General features: G+C 58.5%; 19 protein-coding genes and 1 pseudogene. All 20 read right to left on the reverse strand.

All coding sequences use genetic code 11. From position 1 onward, the window contains the following. Positions 1 to 13 precede the first annotated feature (13 nt). Entirely contained in the window at positions 14 to 2,617 is a 2,604-nt protein-coding gene (locus ACFO27_RS09105) for an exopolysaccharide biosynthesis polyprenyl glycosylphosphotransferase (RefSeq protein ID WP_376817063.1), read from the reverse strand. Positions 2,618 to 2,820: 203 nt separating this feature from the next. After that, positions 2,821 to 3,942, reverse strand: a complete 1,122-nt coding sequence (locus ACFO27_RS09110; RefSeq protein WP_376817064.1) for a glycosyltransferase family 4 protein — start codon at positions 3,940 to 3,942, stop codon at positions 2,821 to 2,823. Further along, positions 3,939 to 4,754 carry a glycosyltransferase family 2 protein gene (locus ACFO27_RS09115; protein WP_376817065.1) on the reverse strand — a complete coding sequence of 272 codons (816 nt, stop codon included), beginning with the start codon at positions 4,752 to 4,754 and terminating at the stop codon, positions 3,939 to 3,941. The genes ACFO27_RS09110 and ACFO27_RS09115 overlap by 4 nt, the downstream gene beginning before the upstream one ends. Next, on the reverse strand, positions 4,748 to 5,845 hold the full coding sequence (locus ACFO27_RS09120) for a glycosyltransferase (protein WP_376817066.1): 1,098 nt from the start codon (positions 5,843 to 5,845) through the stop codon (positions 4,748 to 4,750). The genes ACFO27_RS09115 and ACFO27_RS09120 overlap by 7 nt, the downstream gene beginning before the upstream one ends. Continuing rightward, positions 5,842 to 7,119, reverse strand: a complete 1,278-nt coding sequence (locus tag ACFO27_RS09125) for an oligosaccharide flippase family protein (RefSeq protein ID WP_376817067.1) — start codon at positions 7,117 to 7,119, stop codon at positions 5,842 to 5,844. Before ACFO27_RS09125 ends, ACFO27_RS09120 begins: the two co-directional genes overlap by 4 nt. Beyond that, positions 7,119 to 8,399: a hypothetical protein gene (locus ACFO27_RS09130; protein WP_376817068.1), complete on the reverse strand. Its 1,281-nt coding sequence runs from the start codon at positions 8,397 to 8,399 to the stop codon at positions 7,119 to 7,121. The genes ACFO27_RS09125 and ACFO27_RS09130 overlap by 1 nt, the downstream gene beginning before the upstream one ends. Positions 8,400 to 8,576: 177 nt before the next feature. Beyond that, positions 8,577 to 9,437: a DNA damage-inducible protein D gene (gene dinD, locus ACFO27_RS09135; RefSeq protein WP_376817069.1), complete on the reverse strand. Its 861-nt coding sequence runs from the start codon at positions 9,435 to 9,437 to the stop codon at positions 8,577 to 8,579. A gap of 74 nt (positions 9,438 to 9,511) precedes the next feature. Beyond that, the gene (locus ACFO27_RS09140) at positions 9,512 to 11,332 is read right to left on the reverse strand and encodes a polysaccharide biosynthesis protein (protein WP_376817070.1); all 1,821 of its coding nucleotides are present in this window, start codon (positions 11,330 to 11,332) and stop codon (positions 9,512 to 9,514) included. A 10-nt stretch (positions 11,333 to 11,342) separates the two neighbouring features. Further along, positions 11,343 to 12,518, reverse strand: a complete 1,176-nt coding sequence (locus ACFO27_RS09145; protein ID WP_376817181.1) for a DegT/DnrJ/EryC1/StrS family aminotransferase — start codon at positions 12,516 to 12,518, stop codon at positions 11,343 to 11,345. A gap of 65 nt (positions 12,519 to 12,583) precedes the next feature. After that, positions 12,584 to 13,219, reverse strand: a complete 636-nt coding sequence (locus ACFO27_RS09150; RefSeq protein ID WP_376817071.1) for an acetyltransferase — start codon at positions 13,217 to 13,219, stop codon at positions 12,584 to 12,586. After that, on the reverse strand, positions 13,204 to 13,809 hold the full coding sequence (locus ACFO27_RS09155) for a sugar transferase (protein WP_376817182.1): 606 nt from the start codon (positions 13,807 to 13,809) through the stop codon (positions 13,204 to 13,206). Before ACFO27_RS09155 ends, ACFO27_RS09150 begins: the two co-directional genes overlap by 16 nt. Then, the gene (locus ACFO27_RS09160) at positions 13,803 to 14,990 is read right to left on the reverse strand and encodes a glycosyltransferase family 4 protein (RefSeq protein ID WP_376817072.1); all 1,188 of its coding nucleotides are present in this window, start codon (positions 14,988 to 14,990) and stop codon (positions 13,803 to 13,805) included. Before ACFO27_RS09160 ends, ACFO27_RS09155 begins: the two co-directional genes overlap by 7 nt. 86 nt (positions 14,991 to 15,076) lie before the next feature. After that, entirely contained in the window at positions 15,077 to 16,894 is a 1,818-nt protein-coding gene (locus ACFO27_RS09165; RefSeq protein ID WP_376817073.1) for a glucosamine 6-phosphate synthetase, read from the reverse strand. Positions 16,895 to 16,955: 61 nt separating this feature from the next. Further along, positions 16,956 to 17,561, reverse strand: coding sequence for a glycosyltransferase (locus ACFO27_RS09170; protein WP_376817183.1), 606 nt, complete (start codon positions 17,559 to 17,561; stop codon positions 16,956 to 16,958). Between the two features lie 27 nt (positions 17,562 to 17,588). After that, positions 17,589 to 18,065 (reverse strand): annotated as a pseudogene (locus ACFO27_RS09175) (glycosyltransferase); the annotation flags it as partial. 101 nt (positions 18,066 to 18,166) lie between these two features. Continuing rightward, positions 18,167 to 19,315, reverse strand: coding sequence for an N-acetyl sugar amidotransferase (locus ACFO27_RS09180; RefSeq protein ID WP_376817074.1), 1,149 nt, complete (start codon positions 19,313 to 19,315; stop codon positions 18,167 to 18,169). After that, positions 19,312 to 20,076, reverse strand: a complete 765-nt coding sequence (locus ACFO27_RS09185; RefSeq protein WP_376817075.1) for an AglZ/HisF2 family acetamidino modification protein — start codon at positions 20,074 to 20,076, stop codon at positions 19,312 to 19,314. The genes ACFO27_RS09180 and ACFO27_RS09185 overlap by 4 nt, the downstream gene beginning before the upstream one ends. After that, positions 20,070 to 20,693 carry an imidazole glycerol phosphate synthase subunit HisH gene (gene hisH, locus ACFO27_RS09190; protein WP_376817076.1) on the reverse strand — a complete coding sequence of 208 codons (624 nt, stop codon included), beginning with the start codon at positions 20,691 to 20,693 and terminating at the stop codon, positions 20,070 to 20,072. Before hisH ends, ACFO27_RS09185 begins: the two co-directional genes overlap by 7 nt. An 87-nt stretch (positions 20,694 to 20,780) precedes the next feature. After that, positions 20,781 to 21,884, reverse strand: a complete 1,104-nt coding sequence (locus ACFO27_RS09195; RefSeq protein WP_376817077.1) for a glycosyltransferase — start codon at positions 21,882 to 21,884, stop codon at positions 20,781 to 20,783. A gap of 151 nt (positions 21,885 to 22,035) precedes the next feature. Beyond that, positions 22,036 to 23,922, reverse strand: a complete 1,887-nt coding sequence (gene asnB / locus ACFO27_RS09200) for an asparagine synthase (glutamine-hydrolyzing) (protein ID WP_376817078.1) — start codon at positions 23,920 to 23,922, stop codon at positions 22,036 to 22,038. Between the last annotated feature and the right edge of the window lies 1 nt (position 23,923).

The following is a 23,923-nucleotide window of genomic DNA, read 5'->3' on the forward strand; positions in this document are numbered from 1 at the left end:
CCCGGCCCCCCCCCTACCGCGCCCCCCACCCTGTCAGCACGATCCGCACCGTCTTGAACACGATCAGGATGTCCAGCCACAGCGAGAAATGCTTGATGTAGTAGAAATCGTGCTGGATCTTGACCCGCGTCTCGTCGGCGTCCCCGGCGTAGCCCTGCATCACCTGGGCCCAGCCGGTGATGCCGGGACGCACGACGTGACGGTAGATATAAAAGGGGATCTCGGCGTCGAACCGGTCCACGAACTCGCGCTGTTCCGGCCGGGGGCCGATCAGGCTCATGTCGCCCTTCAGCACGTTCCATAGCTGGGGCAGTTCGTCCAGACGGGTGTTGCGGATGACACGTCCCACGCGCGTGATACGGTCATCATCCTCGCTGGCCAGGCGCGCGCCGTCCGATTCCGCATCGATGCGCATGCTGCGAAATTTGTAGATACGGAAATCACGCCCTCCCAGGCCGACGCGGCTCTGGACGAACAAGACGGGGCCGGGGCTATCCAGGCGAACGGCAAGGGCCGTCAAGAGCATCAGGGGCACAGCCACCGGAACCAGGATCAGAACACCTGCGATGTCGATCAGCCGCTTGCATATGGAATACAGCGGAGACGGCAGGAGCGCGCCCACGTCGTTCTCGGATAAATGCTCGATCTCGACCCGCCCGGTCAGGTTTTCCCGCATCTGGCGGACGTGAAACACGGGGATATGCGAAAGAATGCACTGGGCCAGAAACCGCTCCCAGTCAGGATCCATGCCCTTGGCCTCCAGGTCGGCGACCACCGCGTCGTATCGCACCCCATTCAAGTCGGGCTCCGCGAGCCGCCGAACCTCCAGATTATGCTGAGGACGAATGGCCCACGTCTCGCCCAAGGGCACCACCGCCAACTTCAGCCTCCGGTACTTTCCACCGATGAAATAAGCGGCATAGCACCAGGCCAGGGCTGCGGCATATGCCAACAACAGGATCGGCCTGGAGTAAGCACTCCGGCTGAAGAACAGGACCGCGAACGCCACCAGGAATACCGCTGTCACGACCGGTGCAATGTGGGCGATGATCGCGCCGCCCGAAAACTGCCCCAGACGGCGCAAGGTCAGGGTGACCACAAGGAACGACAGACCGACGGCAATCAGGGTGTTGATCCTGGCCGGGTCCATATGCCGCCAGAAAGGCATGCCCCATATCAGAATGGATGGCAGGACGGCCACCACCATCAACCCCGCGACGATCTGAAACGGCCCTCCCAGCAGGACGTACTCGTACCAGCGGGAATGGCGCCGCTCATAGCAGCCCAAGGCCTGCTGCCCATCGGCATCCGGCCCGGCGACCCGGCTGCCCTGCATCGCCGGCAGCCAGGCAAACGCCAGCATCATGATCAGATAGCCCCATTCCGACATCTCGGTCGAAAAGGTATGCAGCATCAGGGTGCCCAGATAGGCCAGGGCCGCACCCGCCGAAGCCGCGACGAAATATGTTTCCTCGGCATGTCGCGCGCCTCGACGCAGGACCTTTCTGATCGGCAAGACCGCCGCACCGATGAATCCCAGCATGCCCGCGAGGCCCAGCACGCCGAAATCGGCCAAGGCGCTCAGGTATGCATTGTGAACCTGCATGACGACGCCATAGCCCGGATCCATGGAGGTGGAGCCAAATCCGCAGCCCAAAGGCAGGCACTCCACCGCACGCTCGAACCCGTTTTGCAGCAGCCGGATCCGCTCAGGGTCGCCGTTGCCCAGGCGAGTCGTAGTGATCGGATCGACCGCGGTCTCCACCAGCGCCTCTGCCTTTCCCATGAAAGCCCCGCCGGCCTTAACCATTTCGGGAGAGGAAGACGCGGCGTCCGACCCATGGCTCAGGTAGCCTATGCCCGTGCTGAACAGCAGCAATCCAAACAAGGCTGGCACGCACACCGCCATCGCCGGCCGTGCCCTGGACAAGAAGAACCAGTCCCGACGCCAGGCCAGAAGCCCCCCAAAAACAAGAACCATCAGTCCAATCACCAGAGCACCCGTGCGCGTGCCGTCGATCACGACCAGGAAGACACACGCCGCAATCGCCAGGCCATTGGCCAGCCAATCCCGTGGCCGGATCAGCATGTCCGCCAGGAACAGCGGCATGAAAAATGCCCCGACCTTCCAGATCACCCCAGGCCAGGCCAGAAAGCTGCCTTCGCGACCCGCCGAACCCAGATCGATGTAATACCCGTACGGCGCCGCCTTGGAGGCGAAGAACACCAGAACCACCGCCGCCACGACCCAGCGCAGCATCAAGACCCTTTCACGCCATCCAAGGCCGCCGACCAGTCGCCAGGCAACGCAGAAGCACATGCCGATGACTGCGATCTTGATTGCATGGTGCAGGGAAATGGCGCTGTGATTGACCGCGGCCGACAGCACCATACCCAGAACCAGCACTGCGCACGAACCCCACACCCACGCGGGCGGCATTGGCCGACCCGCTCCCGGCGCGGGGACCGGCCACGTGGCACCCATCACAGCAAGCGCCCAGATACCCCACAGCCCCCAGTATCCCAAAGGCGTCGCAATATCCCGCAAACTTCCCAGCGCGGCCAAAAGCAGGCCGAACGCAAGCAGAAACGATAAGAAAAATCCGCGATGAACCATTTACAAGATGAAGCCTCCAAGCGATCCACCCACATCCTAGTGAATCCCCGGCTGGATAATGTAAGAGGTTCCTTTATTTCTAATCAGATTCCCTCGGAATATGTCCAGTGCATTTAGCGCACTGCATCAATCGAAACCGGCCAAACCACACTGTGCCGTCAATGAAGCCCCCCGGAGCATTCCGAGGACTCACGCTTCTTCACTCATTCCAGCAGCCAGGCCGATAACTTCTGGTTGATCTTTCGCACATCGAAACACGACTCGGCCATCCGGCGGCTGGCCCGCCCCATGGACGCGACCCGTCCGGGATCATCCAGGAATCGCAGCATGGCTTTCGCCAGGGCGGCCGCATCGCGCGCCGGTACGAGATACCCATTGACCCCGTCGCGGACCGTCTCACGGCAACCGGGCACGTCGGTGGTGATCACTGGCCGCCCCATCGCCATTGCCTCCTGGGTGCTCAGCGGAACACCCTCGCGATACGAGGGCAGGACGAACACACTGGCGCGTTCCAGCCAGGGCCGCACAGGCACATACCCCGGCCACTCCAGCAGATCCTCATCCACCCAGGCCTGGACCTGAGCCCGGCTCAAGCCGCCAGGATTGGAATCCAGGCCGCCCAGGAGCACGAATCTCGTCCGAGGATACCGCTCCTTGACCCATCGAGCCGCAGCGGCGTATTCCACGATTCCCTTCTCGCGCAGCAACCGCCCCACCAGCAGGAAACACATCGGCTCAACGACCGGCGGCGCTTCCCGCCAGGCCTGCAGGTCAACGCCAATCCCGCCCAGCAGGGCCGACCGCGCCCGCGCCACCAGGCCCCACTCGACGAACTCCCGCTGGTCATCGGGGTTCAGGAAAATCACCCTATGGGCCCGCCCCAGCGCCATACGGTACAGAACTTCGACCACGAGGCGCAAAGCGCGGCGGGTCCACGCATCACGCCCGTCCGAGGCCGTGAACACATAGCCAGCGCCCTCGACCATGGCCACGCGCCTGGGAACCCCGGCCAGCCAGGCCGCCAGGGTTCCGTAGACCATCGGCTTGGTGGAGAATGCGAACACGACATCCGGCGCCAGGCGCCGCAGGATCTGGATCAATCGGGCGACGTCCATCAGGTCGCGCAAAGGATTCATGCCTGTGCGCTGCAACCGGTAGTCGATGGGGACCGCGCCCAGCGCGGTCAGTTCCGCGCGCGTCGCCGCATCGTAGTCCGGCGCCAGGCAGCGCACCCGCACTCCGGACGCAGCCAGGTCACGGATCAGATGCCCCCGGAACTTCAACAGATCCACCGCATGGTGGGAAATGATGGCGAGGCACGTCATGTCGGAGAACGCCCGCGCCCGGCCGCAGCCTTTGCCGCGCAATAGGCCAGACACTGCACGCTGCGAATGCCCGCCTTCAACTTGTCCGTCCAGCGCTGTTCCCTACCGACCTGCGCCGCATAGAACAGCAGGAACCCTTCGGGGTTGCGCCGCAGATGCGCCCGGAAATTCCGGGTATAGCCATCGTCCAGGTATTCACACAAATAGATCGCCCGGTCCAGGTAGAACCAGATCGCTCCCCGGTCGCCGATCTGGTTCCAGATGTAGAGTTCCGGCACGAATTTCTCACCGGGGATGACGGGGAAAGGCAGTCCGGCCATGATCTCCCGACGAAACACATAGGCCAGGTCACCCCGCACCATACGTCCCACCTGACTGGGCGTCCCCACGAAAGGCGACGGCAAGCCTTCGCAATCCAGGCCCAGCAAGCGCCTCTCCATATCCGCCCGGCGAAAACATACGCCGGCGACGAATCGCGGCGCGCCCATGGCAGCGGACAACGCGCCCATCACGCGCTCGACGGCATCCTCCGTCAGCAGATCGTCGCTGTCAACGATGAAAATCCAATCCCCCCGCGCCGCGCGGACGCCGGTATTGAGGGCCACGTGCTTGCCACCGTTTTCCTGCCTCAGCACCGTGACGGGGAACCCCGCCCCGGCCCGCAGGGCATGGGCCCACGACTGCGTATCGTCCGAGCTCCCGTCATCGACGATCAGCCATTCGAAATCCAGCCGGCTCTGTCCGCGCAGGCTTTCATACAGCCGCGGCAACGTATGCCGGCGGTTGTAAGTCGGCGTCAGAATGGTCAGCATGCGATTTTCCCCCGATAAAGTTCCAGCCACGTATCGACGACACGCTCGATGTCGAATCGATCCTCGGCCCGCCGCCGTGCCGCCGCCGCCATCTCCGCCGCGCTCGCGGAATCCATCATGAGGGCCTGGGCCAGGCCACGCGCCAGCGCAGCCTCGTCTCCAGCAGAAACCAGGATTCCCGCGCCATTCAGAACCTCGGCCACCCCGCCCGCGTCAGTGGCCACGACCGGCGTTCCGGATGCCATCGCCTCGGCCACCACCAGCCCGAATCCCTCGAAGCGCGAGGACAGCACGAACACGTCGGCGGCACGCATCAGATCGGGCACGTCCTCTCTTGCCCCCAGGAAGACGACCCGATCATCCAGCCCCAGGGTAGACCGCAGCCGTTCCAGCGCCTGGCGCAGGGGACCATCCCCCGCGATCCACAAATCGACGTCCGGACATTGCTCCCCCAGACGCACAAAGGCGCGCAGCAGGCCTGCATGATTCTTTTCTTCAGCCAGCCGTCCCACCGACAGAAGCAGGCGCATGCCAGGCCTCGGGCCTACCCGGCACCGGGATTGCGCCCGGAGTTCGGGCGTATTGGAGAACGACCGCAAATCGACGCCATTGAGCACCGGCAGCATCCGCCCCCTGGGCACCGCTCCCGCCCGCTCGAAGGTCTCGACCGCCGCGCGGCTGACATGAGTCGAAAGGTCCGCCAGTCGATCCGTCAGGCGATAGGCCAGCATCACGGTCCGGCCTCCCTCGGCCGGGCTGTGCGCCGTGCAGATCAGACGGCGCATGGGTACGATCAGCCGCACGATACGGGCGACCAGGTTCGCATGCACCATATGGCTGTGCACCACATCCGGCCGCCACTCGCGGACCAGGCGGCCCAGGCGCCCGCAGCCCCGCAACACGCCACGCGGCGTCTTGCTGAAACCCAGCGGATACAGTTCTACCGCCGCTCCGGGACGCACCGCGACATCGCCCGTCAGATAGGCGATGGCCACCGCATGCCCCCGAGCCGCCAGGCGATCGGCGAGATCGACCACTTGGCGTTCCGCGCCACCCAGTTGCAACCCGGTCACAACCAGCAAGGCTCTCATCGATCCCCTCCACCACACGCCGCGCTCCGGCGCACCAGGACCGCCGACATCCCAACCATGACCGCCAGCAACGCCGTCTCGACGCCCACCAAGCCCGCCGCCATGCCCAATCCCCCATAGAGAACGGACAGCCCCGTGCCGCAGAGAACACCCAGGATGGAAAATGCAGAAATGACATAGCTGGTCGGCTTGGCCCTGCCAGCCGGTATCAGCAGCATCATCGCGATGCTCTGGTTGAGGATGCGCAGGGGTGCCAGGCCGGTCAACACGTAATAGATCGACAAAGCCCCACCGAAGCTGGAACCCAGCATCGCATCCAGCACCCACGGACCGATCACGATCGCCAGTCCCGTGCCCACCGATACCAGCACCGCGATCACCGCCAGCACCGCAAGGGGCGCCCGGAACGACACCGCTTCGCCACCCGCCTCCAGGCGCTGGGAAAAGACCGGGAACGCCGCGGACAGGAACGGCATGGCCAGGCTGGTCATCCCCTTGATCAATTTTTCGGGTGGGGCAAATTCACCCACTGCCCGCTTGCCCGAGCTCAGGCCCAGAAAGACGGGAATGGCCGACATCGCCAGATTGCTGGCGCTGCGGTAGACGAAAAAATGGAAGCCCTCGCGAATCTGGCGGCGGGCACCCTTGAAATCCCAGGCCACCGAGCCGACTTCGAACCGGCACCAGCCCAACGTCAGGCAGGTATTCAGCAATGGAGGAATCGCCAGGACCGGCAGGGCCAGCAGAAAATCATCCGGCGTACGCACCAGGACCGCCAACACACCCAGACCGCACAGACGCAGAACCACGTCCAGCATCGCGGGCCCCGACATCCGCTCCCGCCCCTGGAAATACCACATGGGGCTGAAGCCGAACGCCAGGAAATAGGCCAGCACGAATCCCAGGAGTGCCGGCCCGCTCAGATAGGCATCCAGCAAGCCCAGGCTCCAGGCCGCCAGCATCAGGCCAGCCAGGGGCGCCGCCAACAGGATCTTGGCCAGCAGCACCTGGGAAAACAGGCGATTCAATCCGGGCAATCGCCCGCGCGCCAGCGCCGCCTGCTGGGCCGCGTTGATGTTGAAACCGTATTCGACCAGCAGAGACGCCGTCAGCGCCAGCGCCTGGCAGAACAGGATCTGGCCATAGGCTACCGGCCCCAGCGCGCGCGCCAGGATGGGGATTTCAAATATCGGAACAAGAAAGGAGACGAGCTGGACGACGTACAGCGCGCCCGCATTGCGGGCAACCCGCCCCCGGATGGAATCCTCCGCCATCAGCCACTCTCGGCCGGGGCCCACGCAAACGCCAGCATGAGAATCAGGTAGCCCCATTCCGACATCTCGGTCGTGAAGGTATTGAGCATCAGCGACATCCCGTAGGCCAACGCAGAGCCTGCGGCGGCCACGACGAAACAGGCCTGCGCGTCCTTTGCGCCTCGACGCAGCACCTGCCAGATCGGCAGCCATGCCGCCATCAGGAAGCCCAGCATGCCCACCAGCCCCAGTACGCCGAAATCCCCAAGCGCAGCCAGATACGCGTTATGGACCACCATCCACGCTCCAGTACCGATATCCGTTCCTGTCGCTCCGAAACCGCAACCCAGCGGCGCACAAGCCACGACCTGCTCCAGACTGGCCTGCAGCAGCTTGATGCGCGCCGGGTCTCCGGCACCAATGCGGGTTTCGAAGGTTCGATTCAGGGCCCCTTCCAGGACGCGCACCGGCTCGACCGCCACCGTAGCGGCGTCCGCCTGCGACCCACTCGCCGAAGCGCCCGCGGACCAGAACCTGCCCACCCCCATGTTCGCTCCTGTATCGAGCAATTGCAGGGACAGTAGCAGGGCCAGCGCTACCCAAAGCCACCGGAACCGTCGGCGCCACAACCCCCAGTCGCCACACCAGCACAGAAAGGCGACAAAGCCCACGGCAGTCGCCCCCAACAGCAATAGTCCCGTCCGGCTGCCGTCGATCAGCACCAGGAACACACAGGCGGCGATCATCAGGCCGTTCCTGGCCCAGGAGGCCGGAGTATTGACCGCATCCGCGAGGAAAACCGGCAGAAAGAAGGCACCAGCCTTCCACAGCACCCCGTACACCGCCAGAAAGCTGCCTTCACGAGGACCGTCGATCAGAGCCTGCCCGGTTGGGTTCCAGACCTTGGACACAGCGAAACTGACGAGCAGCACCACGACTGCCCAGCCCATCGCCCCGACCAGCCGCCGCCCATCGAGCCGCACGGCCAGACGCCACATCACCATGAACATGAGCGCAACCACGCCGATCTTGACCGCCTGATAAGCGGACACCCCATCGCGGTTGAAAGCGGCCGAGAGCAGCATCCCGACGATCAGGATGGCGTAAGAGGCCATTACCCAGCCGGGCGGCCGGGTTTGGGTGCGGGTTCCCTGGGCGCGGCGCGTGACGATCAACGTCACCACGGCCCACAGCCCCCATGCGCCCCAATACCCCAGAGGAGACACGAGATCCCGCAGGCTGCCCGACACCATCAGGACCAGGGACGCCGTCAATAATGCGACAGGAAGTCTGTCGCTCATCACCACTCGTCCCAAAAAACTCTCCCCTGGCTGTCTGGATGCCCAAGGCATCAGGTTAGCAGTGAAAGACTATACGAATGGTTAGGGATTATTAGATGAAGTACGGGGGGGGGGGAGGAGATCACCCCCGCAGCCGCACGGGGACGTTTTCGCACTCGTCAGTCGAGGCGGCTTACGTCAGCCAGTTTCTTTGCCCGGCAATTTTCCGGAGCGCTGCTCGAGCTTTCTTTCGTCGGATTTCACTCGCCGCTCCAGCTTCTTGATGTCTTCTTCCGCAGGCAGATGCTCTGGCTGGATGCCTCGTTGCCCGAGCATGCCGCGTACGCTGAGATTGTTTTGCACATGCTCGTCGGTGATTCTGACCTCTCCGCGCAGATCCGCCTGCTGCACATTGTGGTTAGTCATCTCGGTAGCCAGATTCTTGGCCGCGATGGTGAGAGTTGGCAGGAAATCGGCCAGTGGGCGGGCCGGAGCAACACCCAGGCGATCTTTCATTTTCTGGGTACTATTGCCGCCGAACAGCGCGGTATCACCCCTGGAGCGGATACGGCCAAAGCCAGCATCATCCACACCACGCTCGTAGATGTTCTGGGACAGGGATTTTTCTGATTCACGCAGGCGGTCGCGGGCATCCAGGCGAGCATGCAAGCGCATGCGTTCCTCGATCAGTTCCTGCTTGCGAGTCTGCGTGGCGAAGTAGCTCTGAGCAAACGCGATCGCCTCCTTACGAGGGTCACCGTTCATCGCGATCAGGTAGCAGGCATAGCGGGTGAGCATGAAGTCATCTACCTCACGCTGCCCTCCTTTCCCGATCGCGATCATTTTCGTGACGTCACGAAAATGATCGCCCACACTGTAACCTGTTGATTCACAAGCCTCTATAGCGCGTCTGATGGCGGTCAGGAAGTTCTCCCAACGCGCGTACCCTAAGGGTTCCTGCAGATCGCGGGCATACCAGAACTCGATGTTCTCGCTGGGAATCACCTGTGCCATTGCGTCAAGGTGATTCTGCATCCGCTGGATCAGATCGTTGGCCATGGGAGAAGTCTCGGGAAAAGCACGACCTCACCAGCCTAGCATGTACAGCATCAGATGTGGACTAGACAAATATCTCACCCCCTAGGCTCATACTCCGGCACCCACTGCTTCAACCCCGCCCGGACATCCGCATCCTCTTGCGGCCCTCGGGCCAGCCAACCCTGCACGCCCTCGTAAAACGCCTCCGGCACCGCTCGCGAACGCGCGATCCGTAATTTCTCATGCGGAGTCGGCAAGGTTTCCTCCGCATCGGCCAGCAATTCCTCGTACAGCTTTTCCCCGGGACGCAGACCGGTGAATTCGATATGGATCTCGTCCTCGGTGAAACCCGACAGTCGGATCATGTTGCGCGCCAGATCGACGATCTTGACCGGCGCCCCCATGTCCAGGACGAAGATCTCGCCACCCTGTCCCATCGCGGCGGCCTGCAGCACGAGCTGCGCCGCCTCGGGGATGGACATGAAATAGCGGTTGATCTCGGGGTGCGTCACAGTCACCGGCCCGCCATGCGCGATCTGGGCCTGGAATTTCGGAATCACGCTGCCCGTGCTGCCCAGGACATTGCCGAAACGCACGACATGAAAACGCGTCGTGCCGGGGCCGTTCTGCAACACCTCGCAGACCATCTCGGCCACCCGCTTGGTCGCCCCCATCACATTGGTGGGGTTGACGGCCTTGTCGGTGGAAATCAGTACAAAGCGTTCCGCGCCCGCATCCCGCGCCGCGCGCGCCACCACCAGGGTGCCCAACACGTTGTTGCGCACCGCCTGCCAGGCATTGCCGACCTCCATCAATGGCACATGCTTGTAGGCCGCCGCATGGAATACCACCTGGGGACGATGTTCCACGAAGACCTGGGCCATGCGGGATTCGTCCTTCACATCGCCCGCCAGGCGCACGATGGATACCTCTGGTCTATGTTCGCCAAACCACTGCTCGATCATGTACAGGGCGAACTCGCTGGATTCCAGCAGCACGATACAGGCCGGCTCGAAGCGGGACAACTGGCGGCACAATTCACTGCCGATCGACCCACCGGCGCCCGTCACCAGAATGCGCTTGCCGGTCAGCATGGCCCGCACGTTGTCGTTGTCGATCCGTACCGATTCCCGGCCCAGCAAATCCTCGATCTTCACCGGCCGCATCATATTGATGGCGACGCGTCCGCTCATCAATTCCGCCAGACCCGGGATGGTGAACAGGGCCGCACCCGCCTGCGTCGCCAGCCGCGTCACGGCCTGCAGCGCCTCGGCCGACGCAGAAGGCATCGCCAGGATCACATGCCGCGCCCCATGCCGCTGCAGGACGGCAGGCAGATCAGCCGTCGAGCCCTCCACCCGACAGCCGCTCAATTCCAGGCCGCGCTTGTGCCTGTCATCGTCCACCAACGCCACGACTTTCCAGTCAGGGCTGCGCGCCAGCTCACGCAGCAACATGGCGCCAGCCGTGCCGGCCCCGACAATCACCACGGGTTTGCGCTCGGCATCGGACACCGGCGCCAGCCGGGACTCCTTCCACAAACGCCAAGCGATGCGTCCTCCGCCCATGCACATGATCAACAGCAAGGGATAGAGCAGCACGATCGAGCGAGGAATCAACAGCCAGGCCTTGCCGAATACAGCCAGCGCCAGCACGGCGATCACCGACACCCCCACCGCCCGGATCAAACGGCGCAAATCCGGCAGACTGGCGAAACTCCACATCCCCCGATACAAGCCCGCCCAGCGGCATGCCGCCAATTGCACGACCATCAGGATCAGGGCTCCGTAGAAAATCTCCGTATGAAAGGCCTGCGGCCATTCCAGGTTGAAGCGCAGCATGAACGCCCCGATCCAAGCAACCAGCACCGCCGCCAGATCAAAGGCAAATACCAGAAAAGACCGGATATTGATCATGCGACGGCCCTCACGCCGTCGCCCGCGCCATCACGGCGCCCAACACTTCGCACGTCCGGTCGATATGCTCGTCCTGCAGCGTCGGATGCACCAGGAACATCAGGCTGGTGTCACCCAACGCGCGGGCCACCGGCAGGCGCTGCGCCGGGCGGAAAGCCGTGCCGTCGAATGCCTTTTCCAGATAGATCTCGGAACAGGATCCCGAATACACCGGCACCCCCTGATCCACGATGGCCTGCATGATGCATTCCCGCGTCCATCCAGGCGACAAGGCATCCAAGTCCAGGAATACATAGCATTTGTAGGCCGCGTGGTCGATAGACTCCGGCACATCAGGCACGCGCAGACCAGGCAACATCCGGGCACAGTCCCAGATCCGCCGGGCATGCCGCAGGCGCATCGCCTGCCAATCCGCCATGCGCCGTAGCTGAATACGCCCGATGGCGGCCTGAACCTCGATCATGCGCCAGTTGGTGCCGAACGATTCATGCAGCCAGCGGTAGCCGGGCGGGTGCTGCCGTTCATAAACCGCATCCCAGGACTTGCCATGGTCCTTGTACGCCCACATGCGTTTCCACAGGGCCGTGTCGTCGGTCGTGACCATGCCGCCTTCGCCGCCCGTGGTCATGATCTTGTCCTGGCAGAACGACCAGGCGCCCACATGACCGATGGAACCCACCGGGCGCCCCTTGTAGCGGGCGCCATGCGCCTGGGCACAGTCCTCGATCACGAACAGGTTCCGTTCCCGCGCCAGGTCCATGATGGGATCCATGTCGCAAGGCCAGCCCGCCAGGTGCACACAGATCACCGCCCGCGTGCGCGGCGTCAGCACGGCACGGATCGTGTCAGCCGTGATGTTCTGCGAATCGGGATCGACGTCGGCGAACACGGGGACGGCCCCCGCATTGACGATACAGGACGCCGAGGCCAGGAATGTGCGGGGCGTCACGATGACCTCGTCCCCCGCGCCGATACCCAGCCCCCGCAGCGCCAAATCCAGCGCCACCGTGCCGTTCGCCAGGGCAATCGCATGGCGCGTCCCCGTCCAGGCGGCGAATTCACGTTCGAACTCGCGGCATTCCTGGCCAGTCCAATAGTTCACCCGGTTGGACAGGATCACATCGCGGGCGGCGTCGGCCTCTTCAGCGGTGAATGAAGGCCAGGGAGGAAAACGGGTATTCAGCACGGCAGTATCCAGCAAGTCGGGAGTAAGGCATTGTAAGACGGCTACAAATGCATGTTTTGGCGTAATCAATCCCGGACGGCAGGCATGGACTTGGCCGGCACGCCGACCACCGTCAGGCCATCCGCGACATCGGACACCACCACAGCGCCAGCCCCCACAATGACTCCGGAGCCGATACGCACACCCTGACGCACCGACGCGCCAATCCCGATCCAGGCTTGATCACCGACATGCACGTCGCCCGCGAGACGCGCGCCTGGGCTGATGTGAACAGCCTCACCCAGTATGCAATCGTGGTCCACGCTGCAGCCAGTGTTCAAGATGCCGCCCTCGCCCACAACAGCATCCGCGTTGACGATGGCTCCCGCCATTACCACTGTCCCCTCTCCCAATTCGGCCGACCCCGATATGCAGGCCATGGGATGCACGATAGAGACCAGTTGAGCCCCGGCCTGCCTCAGCCGCTCCAGCAGCACGAGCCGCGTCCGATTATCCCCGATGGCAACGACCACACCGTCTTTGTAAACCAGACCTGCCCACAACGCCGCATCATCGCCCGCAATCACCCAGCGGCCGACTCGTTGTTTGTCCGGCCAGGCCCGGTCATAAAACTCGACCTCTGCCCAATCCGACGCCAACGCCGTCTCGGCAACGACCTTGCCGTGACCGCTGGCACCTAGGATCGTCAATCTTCGCGGCATGAATCACCTGTAAATTTTGTCATCGTGGCCTCACCCGGCGCACTGATTCCATCACGTTTGAAGACGCGCTTTACTGTCAGCCACAGGATTCTCATATCCAGCATCAAAGACCGATGATCAACGTACCAGACATCCAAGGCGAATTTTTCATTCCAAGTAATCGCATTACGCCCGTTGACTTGCGCCCAACCCGTAACCCCAGGGCGCACCTCATGACGACGCGCCTGCTCGGGCGTATACAACTCCAGATACTCCGTCAGCAGCGGGCGCGGCCCCACCAAGCTCATGTCGCCTCTCAGAACATTCCACAATTCCGGAAGCTCATCCAGGCTGCTGGCCCGCAGCCAGCGACCAAAACGCGTCAATCGCTGCTCATCGGGCAGAAGTCGCCCATCGTGTCCGAGAGAATCTCGCATGGAGCGGAATTTCAACATCTGGAAAGGCCTGCCATGCAAGCCTGGACGCGTCTGGCGGAACAATACGGGGGTTCCCAAATCCCTGCGGACCCAAAATGCGACAATCACCAGCAAAGGGGAAAAAAGCGCAAGCCCAACCAGCGCACCGACGACATCCAGCAGCCGCTTCACGATTCAGCTCCCTGGCCCGCTCCGTCGGCCTCCGCCACCTGGCATACACGTGGGAACAGGATATCCAAATACCGGGTGGCAAGCACAGGATACCGCCGATACCGCAGGATCCAGTCCCGGCCTTTTTGACCCACAGCGCGCCGCTGATCGGCCGGCATGGCCGCATAGCGCAGGATCTCTAGACGGAGCGCCTCCACATCTCCAGCGGGGACATAACAGCCGCAACCGGCCTCGTCGATCATCGATGGATAGCCCGTATAGGATGCCACGACGGGCTTGCCGGCAAGCATATAGTCAATCACCTTGTTCAAAGATTGACCGTAGCGCCAGACCCTGGAAGGATGCACCGAAAAATACAGCAGGCTGCAGCGGGACAATACGGACTGGACCTGCTGCTTGGACACCCTGGGCGCAAAAATCAGGTTGCGCACGTGCGCATACTTTTCTTGGTAGTAGGCCCGGAGATCACCATCCCCCACGACCACGAAGCGAACGTCCGGGTGATCCTGGAGGGATTGCGCGCACTCCATGAACACATCCAGTGCATTGGTAATCCCGATCGTTCCCGCATGCGCAACGATGAATTTGCCCCCAGGCAGATGAGTCTCAATGTACTCTCGAGGCAAAGGGGAGGGATTCGCCAGGGAAGCCTCATCCACGCCCATGGGGATGCAATGAACGACACGGGGATAACCCAGCACATTGCGTACGTGCTCGCCAAGATTGGGCATCGTCCCCACCACCTCATCCGCGTAGCGGTATCCCAGCCTCTCTATCATCCCCAGACCCAGCACCATGGGATTCCAACGGCTGAAGCCACCCTCTTCCGTAATGGTCAACGGCCAGATATCCCTTATTTCCAAGACAAGCCTGCATCGGTACTTCCAGCGTAGCCAGAAACCATTCAGAATCGTCAGCAGGGACAAACTGGAGACCACGATCGCGTCTGGCTTCGGCAATGACGATTTGGGCATACGCCACAGCCGGAACTCGAAATCGAGCCAACTCAGTATCCGCCGCATCGACTTGGCCGCCGAATATTTCATCGTTCGGATCCAGCACAGCGTCATGCCCTCGACTTCCTGACGAAATACGGATTGCGTCAAGCGAGGCACCTGTGCCAACTGATTGGAATCGGATGTCAAGATCACGCATCGAAGGCCCAAACGCGCCAATTCACGCATGAGCAAGTATCCCCGCCCCCCCGAACTGGTATCAGCAGGTGGGGACACGTACTTCGAAACATACCAGACACAACGCTCCGAATGGTTCACACGTTCACCAGACGAGGAATTCGATTTACCACGGAGATCACTTCCTTGAAGTCCATGCCAAGCGTATCCAAATACCACTTTATATTCGGATAGCGCGGCCTGTTCTCCTCCTTAACCATTTCCAGCGCCTCCTCGCGCGTCAGATCTCCTTCACGGATCTGGTTACTGCGGAAGGTATCGTGCTCCGTGAAGCCCGCCACGGTATAGTATACGTAGTTGTAGAAGGCTGCCGTCCCATCACCAATGCGCCACGTCGTCGACGTATCCGGCGCCTTCTCCCAATGATATTGGTCCAGAGTCGCATCCACCTGCTTTTCATCCCAACGCCAATAATCGAACAGGTGGAAATAGTCACTCTTTTTTGTAAAGCTTCGGTAATATTCACCCGACAACGTATCCCACAGGGATCGATTGAAGTAACCGGGGCTTTTCAGCATGGCACGGAACCGAAGCCGCTGATAGCGCAACTGCTTCATAAGTCCATGTGAATACACCCGCTCCTCTTCAAAGTAGGGCGGCACGCCCAAGAATCCCGCCTTGAAATGGGTGACCTCCAGCGGATTCACGCCCCATAGATTCAGCGAAACACCGGTCTGCTTCTTGATGGTTTCCACATGTTTGAAGAAATGCTTGTCGCCAGCGGTCAATACGCTGATCATGCCCAGATGAGGCGCCTTCAACCATGCCTTCAAATTCATGGCAATATTTCTGCGCTTCTTTTCTATATCCGCGGCCACAATGATGTTCTCGACACCCAGGCTCGCAGACATGCGGCTCACATTCCTCCGCCCGAGGTCCGTGACCATGCCCCAATCGTAGGTATAAGTGATGGGGCGCATCTTCAATTCGTTGACGATCAAATGTAGCCCGTAGCAGCTGTCTCGTCCTCCCGAAAACGGCACGATACACTCCGCGCCCTCGGTCCGCCGGTAAGGCTCCAACAAGGCAAGTAACTCATCTTTCGGCTTGGGTTTATTCCTGGGCTTGTAGTTGTAACAGTAATTGCAAACCCCATCCGCATCAAAACGGATAAACGGCATGCTCTCCGGCAACAAGCACTTGCTGCAACGCCTTAGCCGGTATGCAGGGTACTCCAGCATACGTTCCTCACTGGCGACCGAGCCAAGAGCGGGGATCAAGGCCGGCCGCACGCTCGCCTGATCGGAAACGGCGACCGGCGCACCTGAAACTGGAATATCGATAAACACTGCATCGCGTACCTGCCGCACATCGGTACAGTGCATTTTCTCCAGCGGATATGATTCGGATGCAAAAACCTGCACACCATCTTTCTGGCCAAGGTACAAACTGCCGTTATTCGAAAACAGGCACAATTTCCCCTGTTTAGGCAGCACCAAGGCGCAAGCAACTACACCTTGGCATACTGCAAGGATCTTCTCTGGCAGTTCCTCTACCGATGCACCGTCCTTCAGCGATTGCAACGTCAGTGCCGCTATGATTTCCGTATCAATCAGGAGGCGCCGGGGCTCTTTCGAAAAAGGCCACAACTCATCGACATTAACGATGATCCCATTGTGGAATACGCAGACATCATCACGCACGACTGGCTGATTATCCGCTTGGCCGTTGGTAACCAGCCGACTATGGCCGAACATCACAGGACCGGAAGGCCTGCCCTGCCGCTTCCAAAGGCGCATGACCCCAAAGTCGGCGCGAGCCACTCGATAGTGGCTCCCATCATGACGCATCAGGCCGCTGGAATCCATGCCACGCTGCTGGGCATGCTCAATCAGGCAATGCAAATCGCTCTCTGCCAGAGAACTCGCACCGACAACTCCAAAAATTCCACACATTTCTCAGTTCCACTATGATGAAGAGAGGCCGAGGCAATTAGCCCGGCGCTCCATCTGCTTTTTACAATGCTTGATAGAAATCAAGTAATTTTTCCTCTTCAATGCTCCAATTGAAGCGGTCCAAAACAGCTTGGCGGCCATTTCTTCCCATCTGCACGGCACGATCCGGTTCTGCGAGTAACTCATCGATAGCCCGGGCAATGGCTTTCGGATCAAGTGGGTCGACGCAGATGCCACACCCAGCAGACTCAATAATGCTACGCCACAAGGGGAAATCGGATGCAATGACAGGAATCCCTGCGGCCATGTATTCGAACATCTTAATAGGTAGAGCATCCACATAGTTCACTGTTGGGTGCAGCGTAACCAAACCTATACTAGACCGAGCCAGCACTTGCCGAACCCCTGTTCTACCCTGCTGACCCCACGCCTGTACTCTAGACCACTCGACAGAGGCCCGAAGCCGAGCTTCAACTTCCGGCTCAATAAATGTGCCGACAAGATTGAGGCGGAGGCCGTGATGCGTCACATACCCCATAGCCTGTACTATTTCCCGGATTCCGCGGATTGCAGCCATTCCCCCGATATAGCAAATGTCTGTTCCAGTACGCAAAGAGCCATCTACAGAGTCCAGTTCTCCCAATAAGGGAAAATTGTTTACATCCACGACCTTCCGAGCGCAGGTCACGAACTTATCGCGTATTGTTGGTGTCGCACCAACCACCCCGCTCAACCGACTACATACGTGACGTTCATACACGGAGACGATGCGGGAGATGACTCCACGGGCCCAGGGGTGAAGATAATGCTTCGCCAAAATCTGCTTGGGGACATCTTCATGAGCATCAAAAACGACCTTACAGCCCCTTCTTTGCAATGAACGCGCGATGGTCAGGAGTTCCGGATCGTGTAAGTGACAAACATCTGCTCGAATTGAACTAGCCAGTCTTAGCAGTCGCCTAGGTGCCAGGAGAATCCGTCTACCACGCCCCCCAAATCTACCTGCGTCCAGGACGGAGACGGCTCCCGCCGCCCGGCTGATGTGATCTCCGAGACCATCCGCTACAAGCAACGTAACTTCATGCCCGTGCCGAGACAGACTGGTGCACTCCTTGAGGAAAATACGTACGTCATCGCGCGAGTGAGCCGAGGTGATATGGACAACCCGCATAATTTTTCCCAAACTCCACGTTAGAAATCATGATGGCTCGTCGCCACGATCCAACAGTGGCGCTCGTGGAGCCCGTTTAATGTCCGCCTATATCGCGGAAGTTATGAATAGTTTCCGACCCTTTGGTGAGAGAAACGCTCCACCATATGCTGTATTTTTTTGATGGCCATATACTTCCTATCCCAATTTCTATACTCCCTATAATCCTTCCCCGGGGGAGTGGAAAGCAAATCCATCTCTTCCACAGAGATTCTCAATTTCTTGGCGATATACGCTTTGTCCTCCACGAGCTCATGCGGATCGTACAGCGGCTGCTCCAATGTCTGCAACGCGTCATCCCGTTCTATCTGACCACTAAGAATCTGACTGGCCAAATGAGGGCGACGCTTGTCATAACCGAATTTCTTCGGCAGATAGTAATTCTGGAAAAACTTTGTAAAGATCGATTCCCCGTGCTTTCTGCCATAGTCTTTATACCCGATTCTATCCTGAAGATATTCCAGCGCCTCTTTCTTGTCATAACTCATGTAATTCAGCGGACGTATCGTCTTCATCTTGCGAACGAACGGAAAGTAAAAATAATACTGAAACACGCTGATGAGCGGGAAAGTGCGCAGCGGCATGGTACCGAATCTGCCATGAATCGACATCAGATTGTCCCTATCCATCGCTGAATGATGCCACGCCCCGGGGAAAACCGACTCTGTAGCGATATTACCTCCGCTGATTACATACCTAATCCGATTCTTTACGGCAAATTTATACAGTGAGGCAAAAAAGGCATGATCTTGCGGCGCATCCTGATTAGCAATACCCGATCTTAGATACGCAACCTGAAGGTCCCTCATCTCCTCCCATTGAATTACCTGCGTATGCAAATCATAGCCACAATAGTCAACAACCCGTTCAATATTATGTACGGCAAGCTCGCTGTTCCATCCACCATCAACGTGAACCACCAACGGACGCAGTGAGTAATCCTTGACCTTCAGGGCAAGATAGGAACTGTCTATTCCCCCACTCAAACCCATAATGCAGTCATACTCGTGAGCTTTCCCCTCCTTTCTGATCTGATCGCAAATTGCCAACAGCCGCCGCTCACCATCCTTGCCAGGAAACCAGTTTTTGGAAGTTTCAGTGTCAAAGGTGCGGCAATGATTGCATACCCCATAGTGATCGAAGTCGATCTCTGGGTCAGATGTATCCATCACACAACGCGAACACACCTGATATTTACCTTCTCCTTTCACTTTCGCTCCTCCAAGGCAGCCATGAGTTCGGAATACTTCGGGTAGGTAATCAACACTGCCTTCCGCTTCCCATGAAAAACAAACATGCTGCCTGCGGCCGCCGCAGAAGCCCCCGCCATCGCAGCACGTTTCATATCGTCGATCGATCCCGCCCCTCCTGATGCCACCACAGGTAGAGACACCGCCGCCGAGACCCTCGAAATCAGTTCGAGATCATATCCTCTGAGGGTGCCTTCACGATCCATGGAACATACGATTAACTCACCCGCCCCCGCCTCTTCCAATCGTCTTGCATGTGTAACAGGGTCCATCTTCGTATTGCAGGTACCCGATCTGATGTAAACCTCATACTTTCCCAGCAACGACTTGCGCACATCAATAGACGCCACGATACTCTGTGAACCCGCAATGCGACTTGCATTCTTTATAAGATCCAGATCGAATGAGCCAGTATTTATGATCGCCTTTTCCACACCGACTTTGAATAGACGTTCTATGTCGGCGACCTCGGTCAGTCCTCCGCCATAGCCAAACGGCATGAAGGCTTCTGATGCAATATCCGCGAGAAAACCATAGTCCGGCTTACCACCATTCCGGTTAACCATGATGTCGAAGAACACAAGCTCGTCAACTTCTTTGGTGTTGAATATCCGGACAGCGTTTATCGGATCGCCAACATATCTATGATTACGAAATTTCTCACCTTTCACCAGTCCCTGATCTTTCAACAGAAGTACAGGTATAACTCTGGTACTCAGCATGTCATGCTCATGAAGCGGTTGAACACGGCCAAGCCGAATCTATGACTCTTCTCAGGATGAAACTGGGTCGCAAGAATATTCTGGTGCTGGATTGCACAAGCGAATTCATACCCATAGTGGCACGTCGCGGACACATCAGCGTCATCCTTACACACCACATGATAGGAGTGCGCAAAATAGAATCTCTGCTCCTCATCGGATCCCGAAGACAGCCATGCGTTCTTACGTGGATTAATGCCATTCCATCCCATATGAGGAACTTTCAATTTTCGATCCTCAAAATCACTGCTTGAGAACCGTTTCACAGTGCCCCGGACGAAGCCCAATCCCGGAAGTCGCCCCTCTTCACTTGACTCAAACAAGAGTTGCATGCCCAGACACACCCCAAGAAAGGGCAACTTCCTGGTCACGACGGAGTCATGCAGATCCTTTATCAATCCCAATTCACCCAGCTTTATCATCGCATTATCAAACGCCCCAACCCCCGGCAATACAACGCCAGTGAGGTGATCGTGCCCTTGAAGCGACGACACGATCACTGCATCCCCGCCGATCCGACGAAACATATTTTTTATAGAGGCAACATTGCCCATACCATAATCCAGGATTGCTATCATCGTTGCAGAAATCGATATCGCCCCTTAAACGGGGAATAAAGGAGCAAGAAACCAGAAGGACGCCTGACGAAGCCCATTGTGGCGGATCTACACCGTCGGAGATATACCCATGGATGCATAACCCTCCAATAGCCGCAATTCCTGCACCTCCCACGAATGAAGAAACGCAGCCCGACAGGCACGTTCTCCATATTTATCAAACCCGGCATCAGACATCATCTGACTGACAGAGCGATTAATTCCGGATGGAGTCACGTCTGGCAAAACCACGCCGATATCCCACCTCTCCACAAATTCCGCCATGTCCTTAGTTTGCGATACCATGACAGGCAGACCTGCCATCGCATACTCAAACAATTTATTTGGCATGCAATACAAATAACTCAAACAGCTTGGCTCTATCAAGGAAATGCCAATATCTGCCGAGGATGTCCAGTCCAACAACACATCGGGAGAGACCGCCTGACAAAAAAAGATTCTTTCGCAGCGTTGTGAAGCCTCGATAACATCCGCCAACAGCTCACCATAGCCCATAAGAACCAGAACGGCGTCATCATCCGTCCTAACCTTGAATGCCTCCAGGAGAGCTTCCACACCGCGGCCGCGAGTCAATCCACCTTGGTATAAAAAAATTAACTTATGCGCGGGAATACCAAGTTCCTTCCTAAACCAGTCTGAGTTTCCAGGCAGAGTGCGACGAGGCGCATTCATAACAACGAAAGGCCGCCTTATCGGATATTCCTTTTGATACCAGTCAGCAATACTCTCGCTCACCACAATCACCAGAGAACACGATTCGATAAAGCATCGTTCCACCCACTTCGCCAAGCGCTTTCTCACTCCGCGAAGCCCCACGACCTCAGTCTCCAGTTCATGTGCGTCATAAACCAACTCACTGCGGAAAATCTTCTTTACAAGCCAACCAACGGGCAGTAGGGCCAGTGTGTGGACATTGACAACGGCAGGCCGAAACCGATGCACCTCAAACATGACCCGGATGAGAAACTCCGCGAATTTAATGGTCTGAAATATTATGTTCTTGGGTAGGTTTCTTGTCTTCAGGCAGATTCTGACGACATCCACCCCCTCTGCAACCATCCCCCGCTCGGGAAGATCGTCCGCCCCAAGGGCCACGACACGCACCCGCTCAAACAAGCCAAGGGAAACCAGAGAAGAGGTTTCCTTGATCACCCTACTCTCATTTCTGAATTCGGTCAGTGTGATATGAACGCTATTCATCTCAAAATGTTTGATATCGGAACCAAGCGGATAACACACCCTCGAGGACGCCAAGCGGAGAGTTTTCAGCAACACGAGCTTCAGCTTGCAACTTGCTCGCTCGTCAAGAGGCCACGCATGCCCGCCAGCGGTAAAAATTTATCCAACGCCAGACCTGCCATGTGAATGGACGCCTGCCCGTAGCAACCTCGTCAAATTGCGCCAATAGGACGTCGCGGCGGACGAACGGAATGGCGATGTCTTCGCTTAACCATTCCCTAGCCTTCCCGGCGATTGAAAAAAACCACTCTTTCTCGGGCGGCTCAAATCCAATTTTATCCTTACGGAAAAGAACCTCATCAGGCACAATGCCTCGCATCGCCTCGCGAAAGATATGTTTGGTTTCCCCACTCGGTGAAACCAAATAATCTTCTGGCATGGATAACATAAGCTCAACCAACTCAAGAGAAAGAAAAGGCACGCGACTTTCCACTGAGAAACGCATCGAATTTCGATCACCATGGCGCAAGAGCGCAGGCAGTCCGTGCTTAATCAGCATATTCGCCAACTGGGCGACCACGCGCCTCCCCCTGGCCTCATCTCCCGACCGAAAGCGTCCAACCCGCGGAACTATATTCATACCCTCAGCGATGTCCGGAATGATCCAGTCTGGTATTCTATTCATTCCAGCGGCCCAGCGCATCAACTCATGAACGGGCCCCGTACTAAGTTCGGCCAAGACCGCGCGGATCCCTAAAGCCTTACTACGCCCCGGCCACTTCGCCCAAGATCCAATAAAGGACCATGCGGCACCCAGGCGACGTTCGTCCAGCAGGCTATGAACTCTTTCGCCCGGAAACCCGGTATATCCTCCGAGGATCTCGTCCGCCCCCTGCCCATCCAACATAACTCTCACGCCATGGCTACTCGCCAATTGATTGACACGATATTGAGCATAAATGCTCATACTACCAAAGGGCTCTCCCTGCGCATGTATCACATCATCGATGTCCCGGACCAACTCGCCAGGCTCAATAATCAACTTATGCGCCTTAGACTGAACTTTCTGATTAACGATATCGATCCACCTCTCTTCGTCAACCGAACTGCCTCTAGCAATAAAGCTGAATGTGTTTATTGGCACATGCGGGTCAACATGCCGCATGGCGCACGCCACAGCTGACGAATCAACCCCCCCAGATAATGCCACACCGAGCGCGACGTCGCTGCGGAGATGAAGACGCACACTACTCAGAAAGCATTCTCTGATCTGCTCAACAGCCTCGCCCGGCGTGAGGGCAATCCGCTCAATGATCCGGGGAGCCCACCAACACGACAATACGGGCGTCGCACCCTCGGTCAAAGTGACGACCATGAGATGGCCCGATGGTAACTGCTTCACATTGGCAAAAAAAGTTTCCTCGCCCGAATCATATTCGCCATGAACTAAGTAGTCATAAGATCGTTGCCAATTCACTTCTGCCTTGTTCGATTTAAGCGCCGTTAGGGCTCGAATCTCCGATGAAAAGATGAAATTGCCATCCTCCTCCGTATAGAATAGGGGTTTGATGCCGAACGCGTCACGTACGCATGTCAGTGTCAACTCTTCTCGATCGAGTACTGCAAAGGAAAACATTCCGACAAACCGGTGCAGGCAGCTACTTCCCCAAACAATCCAAGCCGTCAACAAGACCTCGGTATCGGATTCCGTAAGAAAAGCGTAGCCTAGCGCGATCAGTTCTGAACGAAGCTCCCGATAGTTATAAATCTCACCGTTGTAAACTATGACATGACGGCCATCTGCGCTATGGAATGGCTGATGCCCCGCGCTCGAAAGATCAATGATTGAAAGTCGGGTGTGGCCGAGTATCAGAGACCCACTGAGGCATGGAAAGCTTTCCGCTCCCGAATCATCAGGACCACGATACCGCAATGCGCCTAGTGCAGAGCGAACACGCTCATCCTGATCAGGAAGCACTCTTTTTAAGAACGCACCTAGAACACCACACATA

It is taken from the genome of Castellaniella denitrificans (genome assembly GCF_042653765.1).
Taxonomy (GTDB): domain Bacteria; phylum Pseudomonadota; class Gammaproteobacteria; order Burkholderiales; family Burkholderiaceae_B; genus Castellaniella; species Castellaniella denitrificans.

What these genes read in the sequence shown, in the direction of transcription:
- ACFO27_RS09140 (WP_376817070.1), bottom strand. Translation starts at nt 11,332, where the DNA reads ATGATCAATATCCGGTCTTTTCTGGTATTTGCCTTTGATCTGGCGGCG.
- ACFO27_RS09165 (WP_376817073.1), bottom strand. Translation starts at nt 16,894, where the DNA reads ATGTGTGGAATTTTTGGAGTTGTCGGTGCGAGTTCTCTGGCAGAGAGC.
- asnB (WP_376817078.1), bottom strand. Translation starts at nt 23,922, where the DNA reads ATGTGTGGTGTTCTAGGTGCGTTCTTAAAAAGAGTGCTTCCTGATCAG.
- hisH (WP_376817076.1), bottom strand. Translation starts at nt 20,693, where the DNA reads ATGATAGCAATCCTGGATTATGGTATGGGCAATGTTGCCTCTATAAAA.
- dinD (WP_376817069.1), bottom strand. Translation starts at nt 9,437, where the DNA reads ATGGCCAACGATCTGATCCAGCGGATGCAGAATCACCTTGACGCAATG.
- ACFO27_RS09120 (WP_376817066.1), bottom strand. Translation starts at nt 5,845, where the DNA reads ATGAGAGCCTTGCTGGTTGTGACCGGGTTGCAACTGGGTGGCGCGGAA.
- ACFO27_RS09130 (WP_376817068.1), bottom strand. Translation starts at nt 8,399, where the DNA reads ATGAGCGACAGACTTCCTGTCGCATTATTGACGGCGTCCCTGGTCCTG.
- ACFO27_RS09185 (WP_376817075.1), bottom strand. Translation starts at nt 20,076, where the DNA reads ATGCTGAGTACCAGAGTTATACCTGTACTTCTGTTGAAAGATCAGGGA.
- ACFO27_RS09160 (WP_376817072.1), bottom strand. Translation starts at nt 14,990, where the DNA reads ATGCGTGAATTGGCGCGTTTGGGCCTTCGATGCGTGATCTTGACATCC.
- ACFO27_RS09110 (WP_376817064.1), bottom strand. Translation starts at nt 3,942, where the DNA reads ATGACGTGCCTCGCCATCATTTCCCACCATGCGGTGGATCTGTTGAAG.
- ACFO27_RS09105 (WP_376817063.1), bottom strand. Translation starts at nt 2,617, where the DNA reads ATGGTTCATCGCGGATTTTTCTTATCGTTTCTGCTTGCGTTCGGCCTG.
- ACFO27_RS09125 (WP_376817067.1), bottom strand. Translation starts at nt 7,119, where the DNA reads ATGGCGGAGGATTCCATCCGGGGGCGGGTTGCCCGCAATGCGGGCGCG.
- ACFO27_RS09150 (WP_376817071.1), bottom strand. Translation starts at nt 13,219, where the DNA reads ATGCCGCGAAGATTGACGATCCTAGGTGCCAGCGGTCACGGCAAGGTC.
- ACFO27_RS09115 (WP_376817065.1), bottom strand. Translation starts at nt 4,754, where the DNA reads ATGCTGACCATTCTGACGCCGACTTACAACCGCCGGCATACGTTGCCG.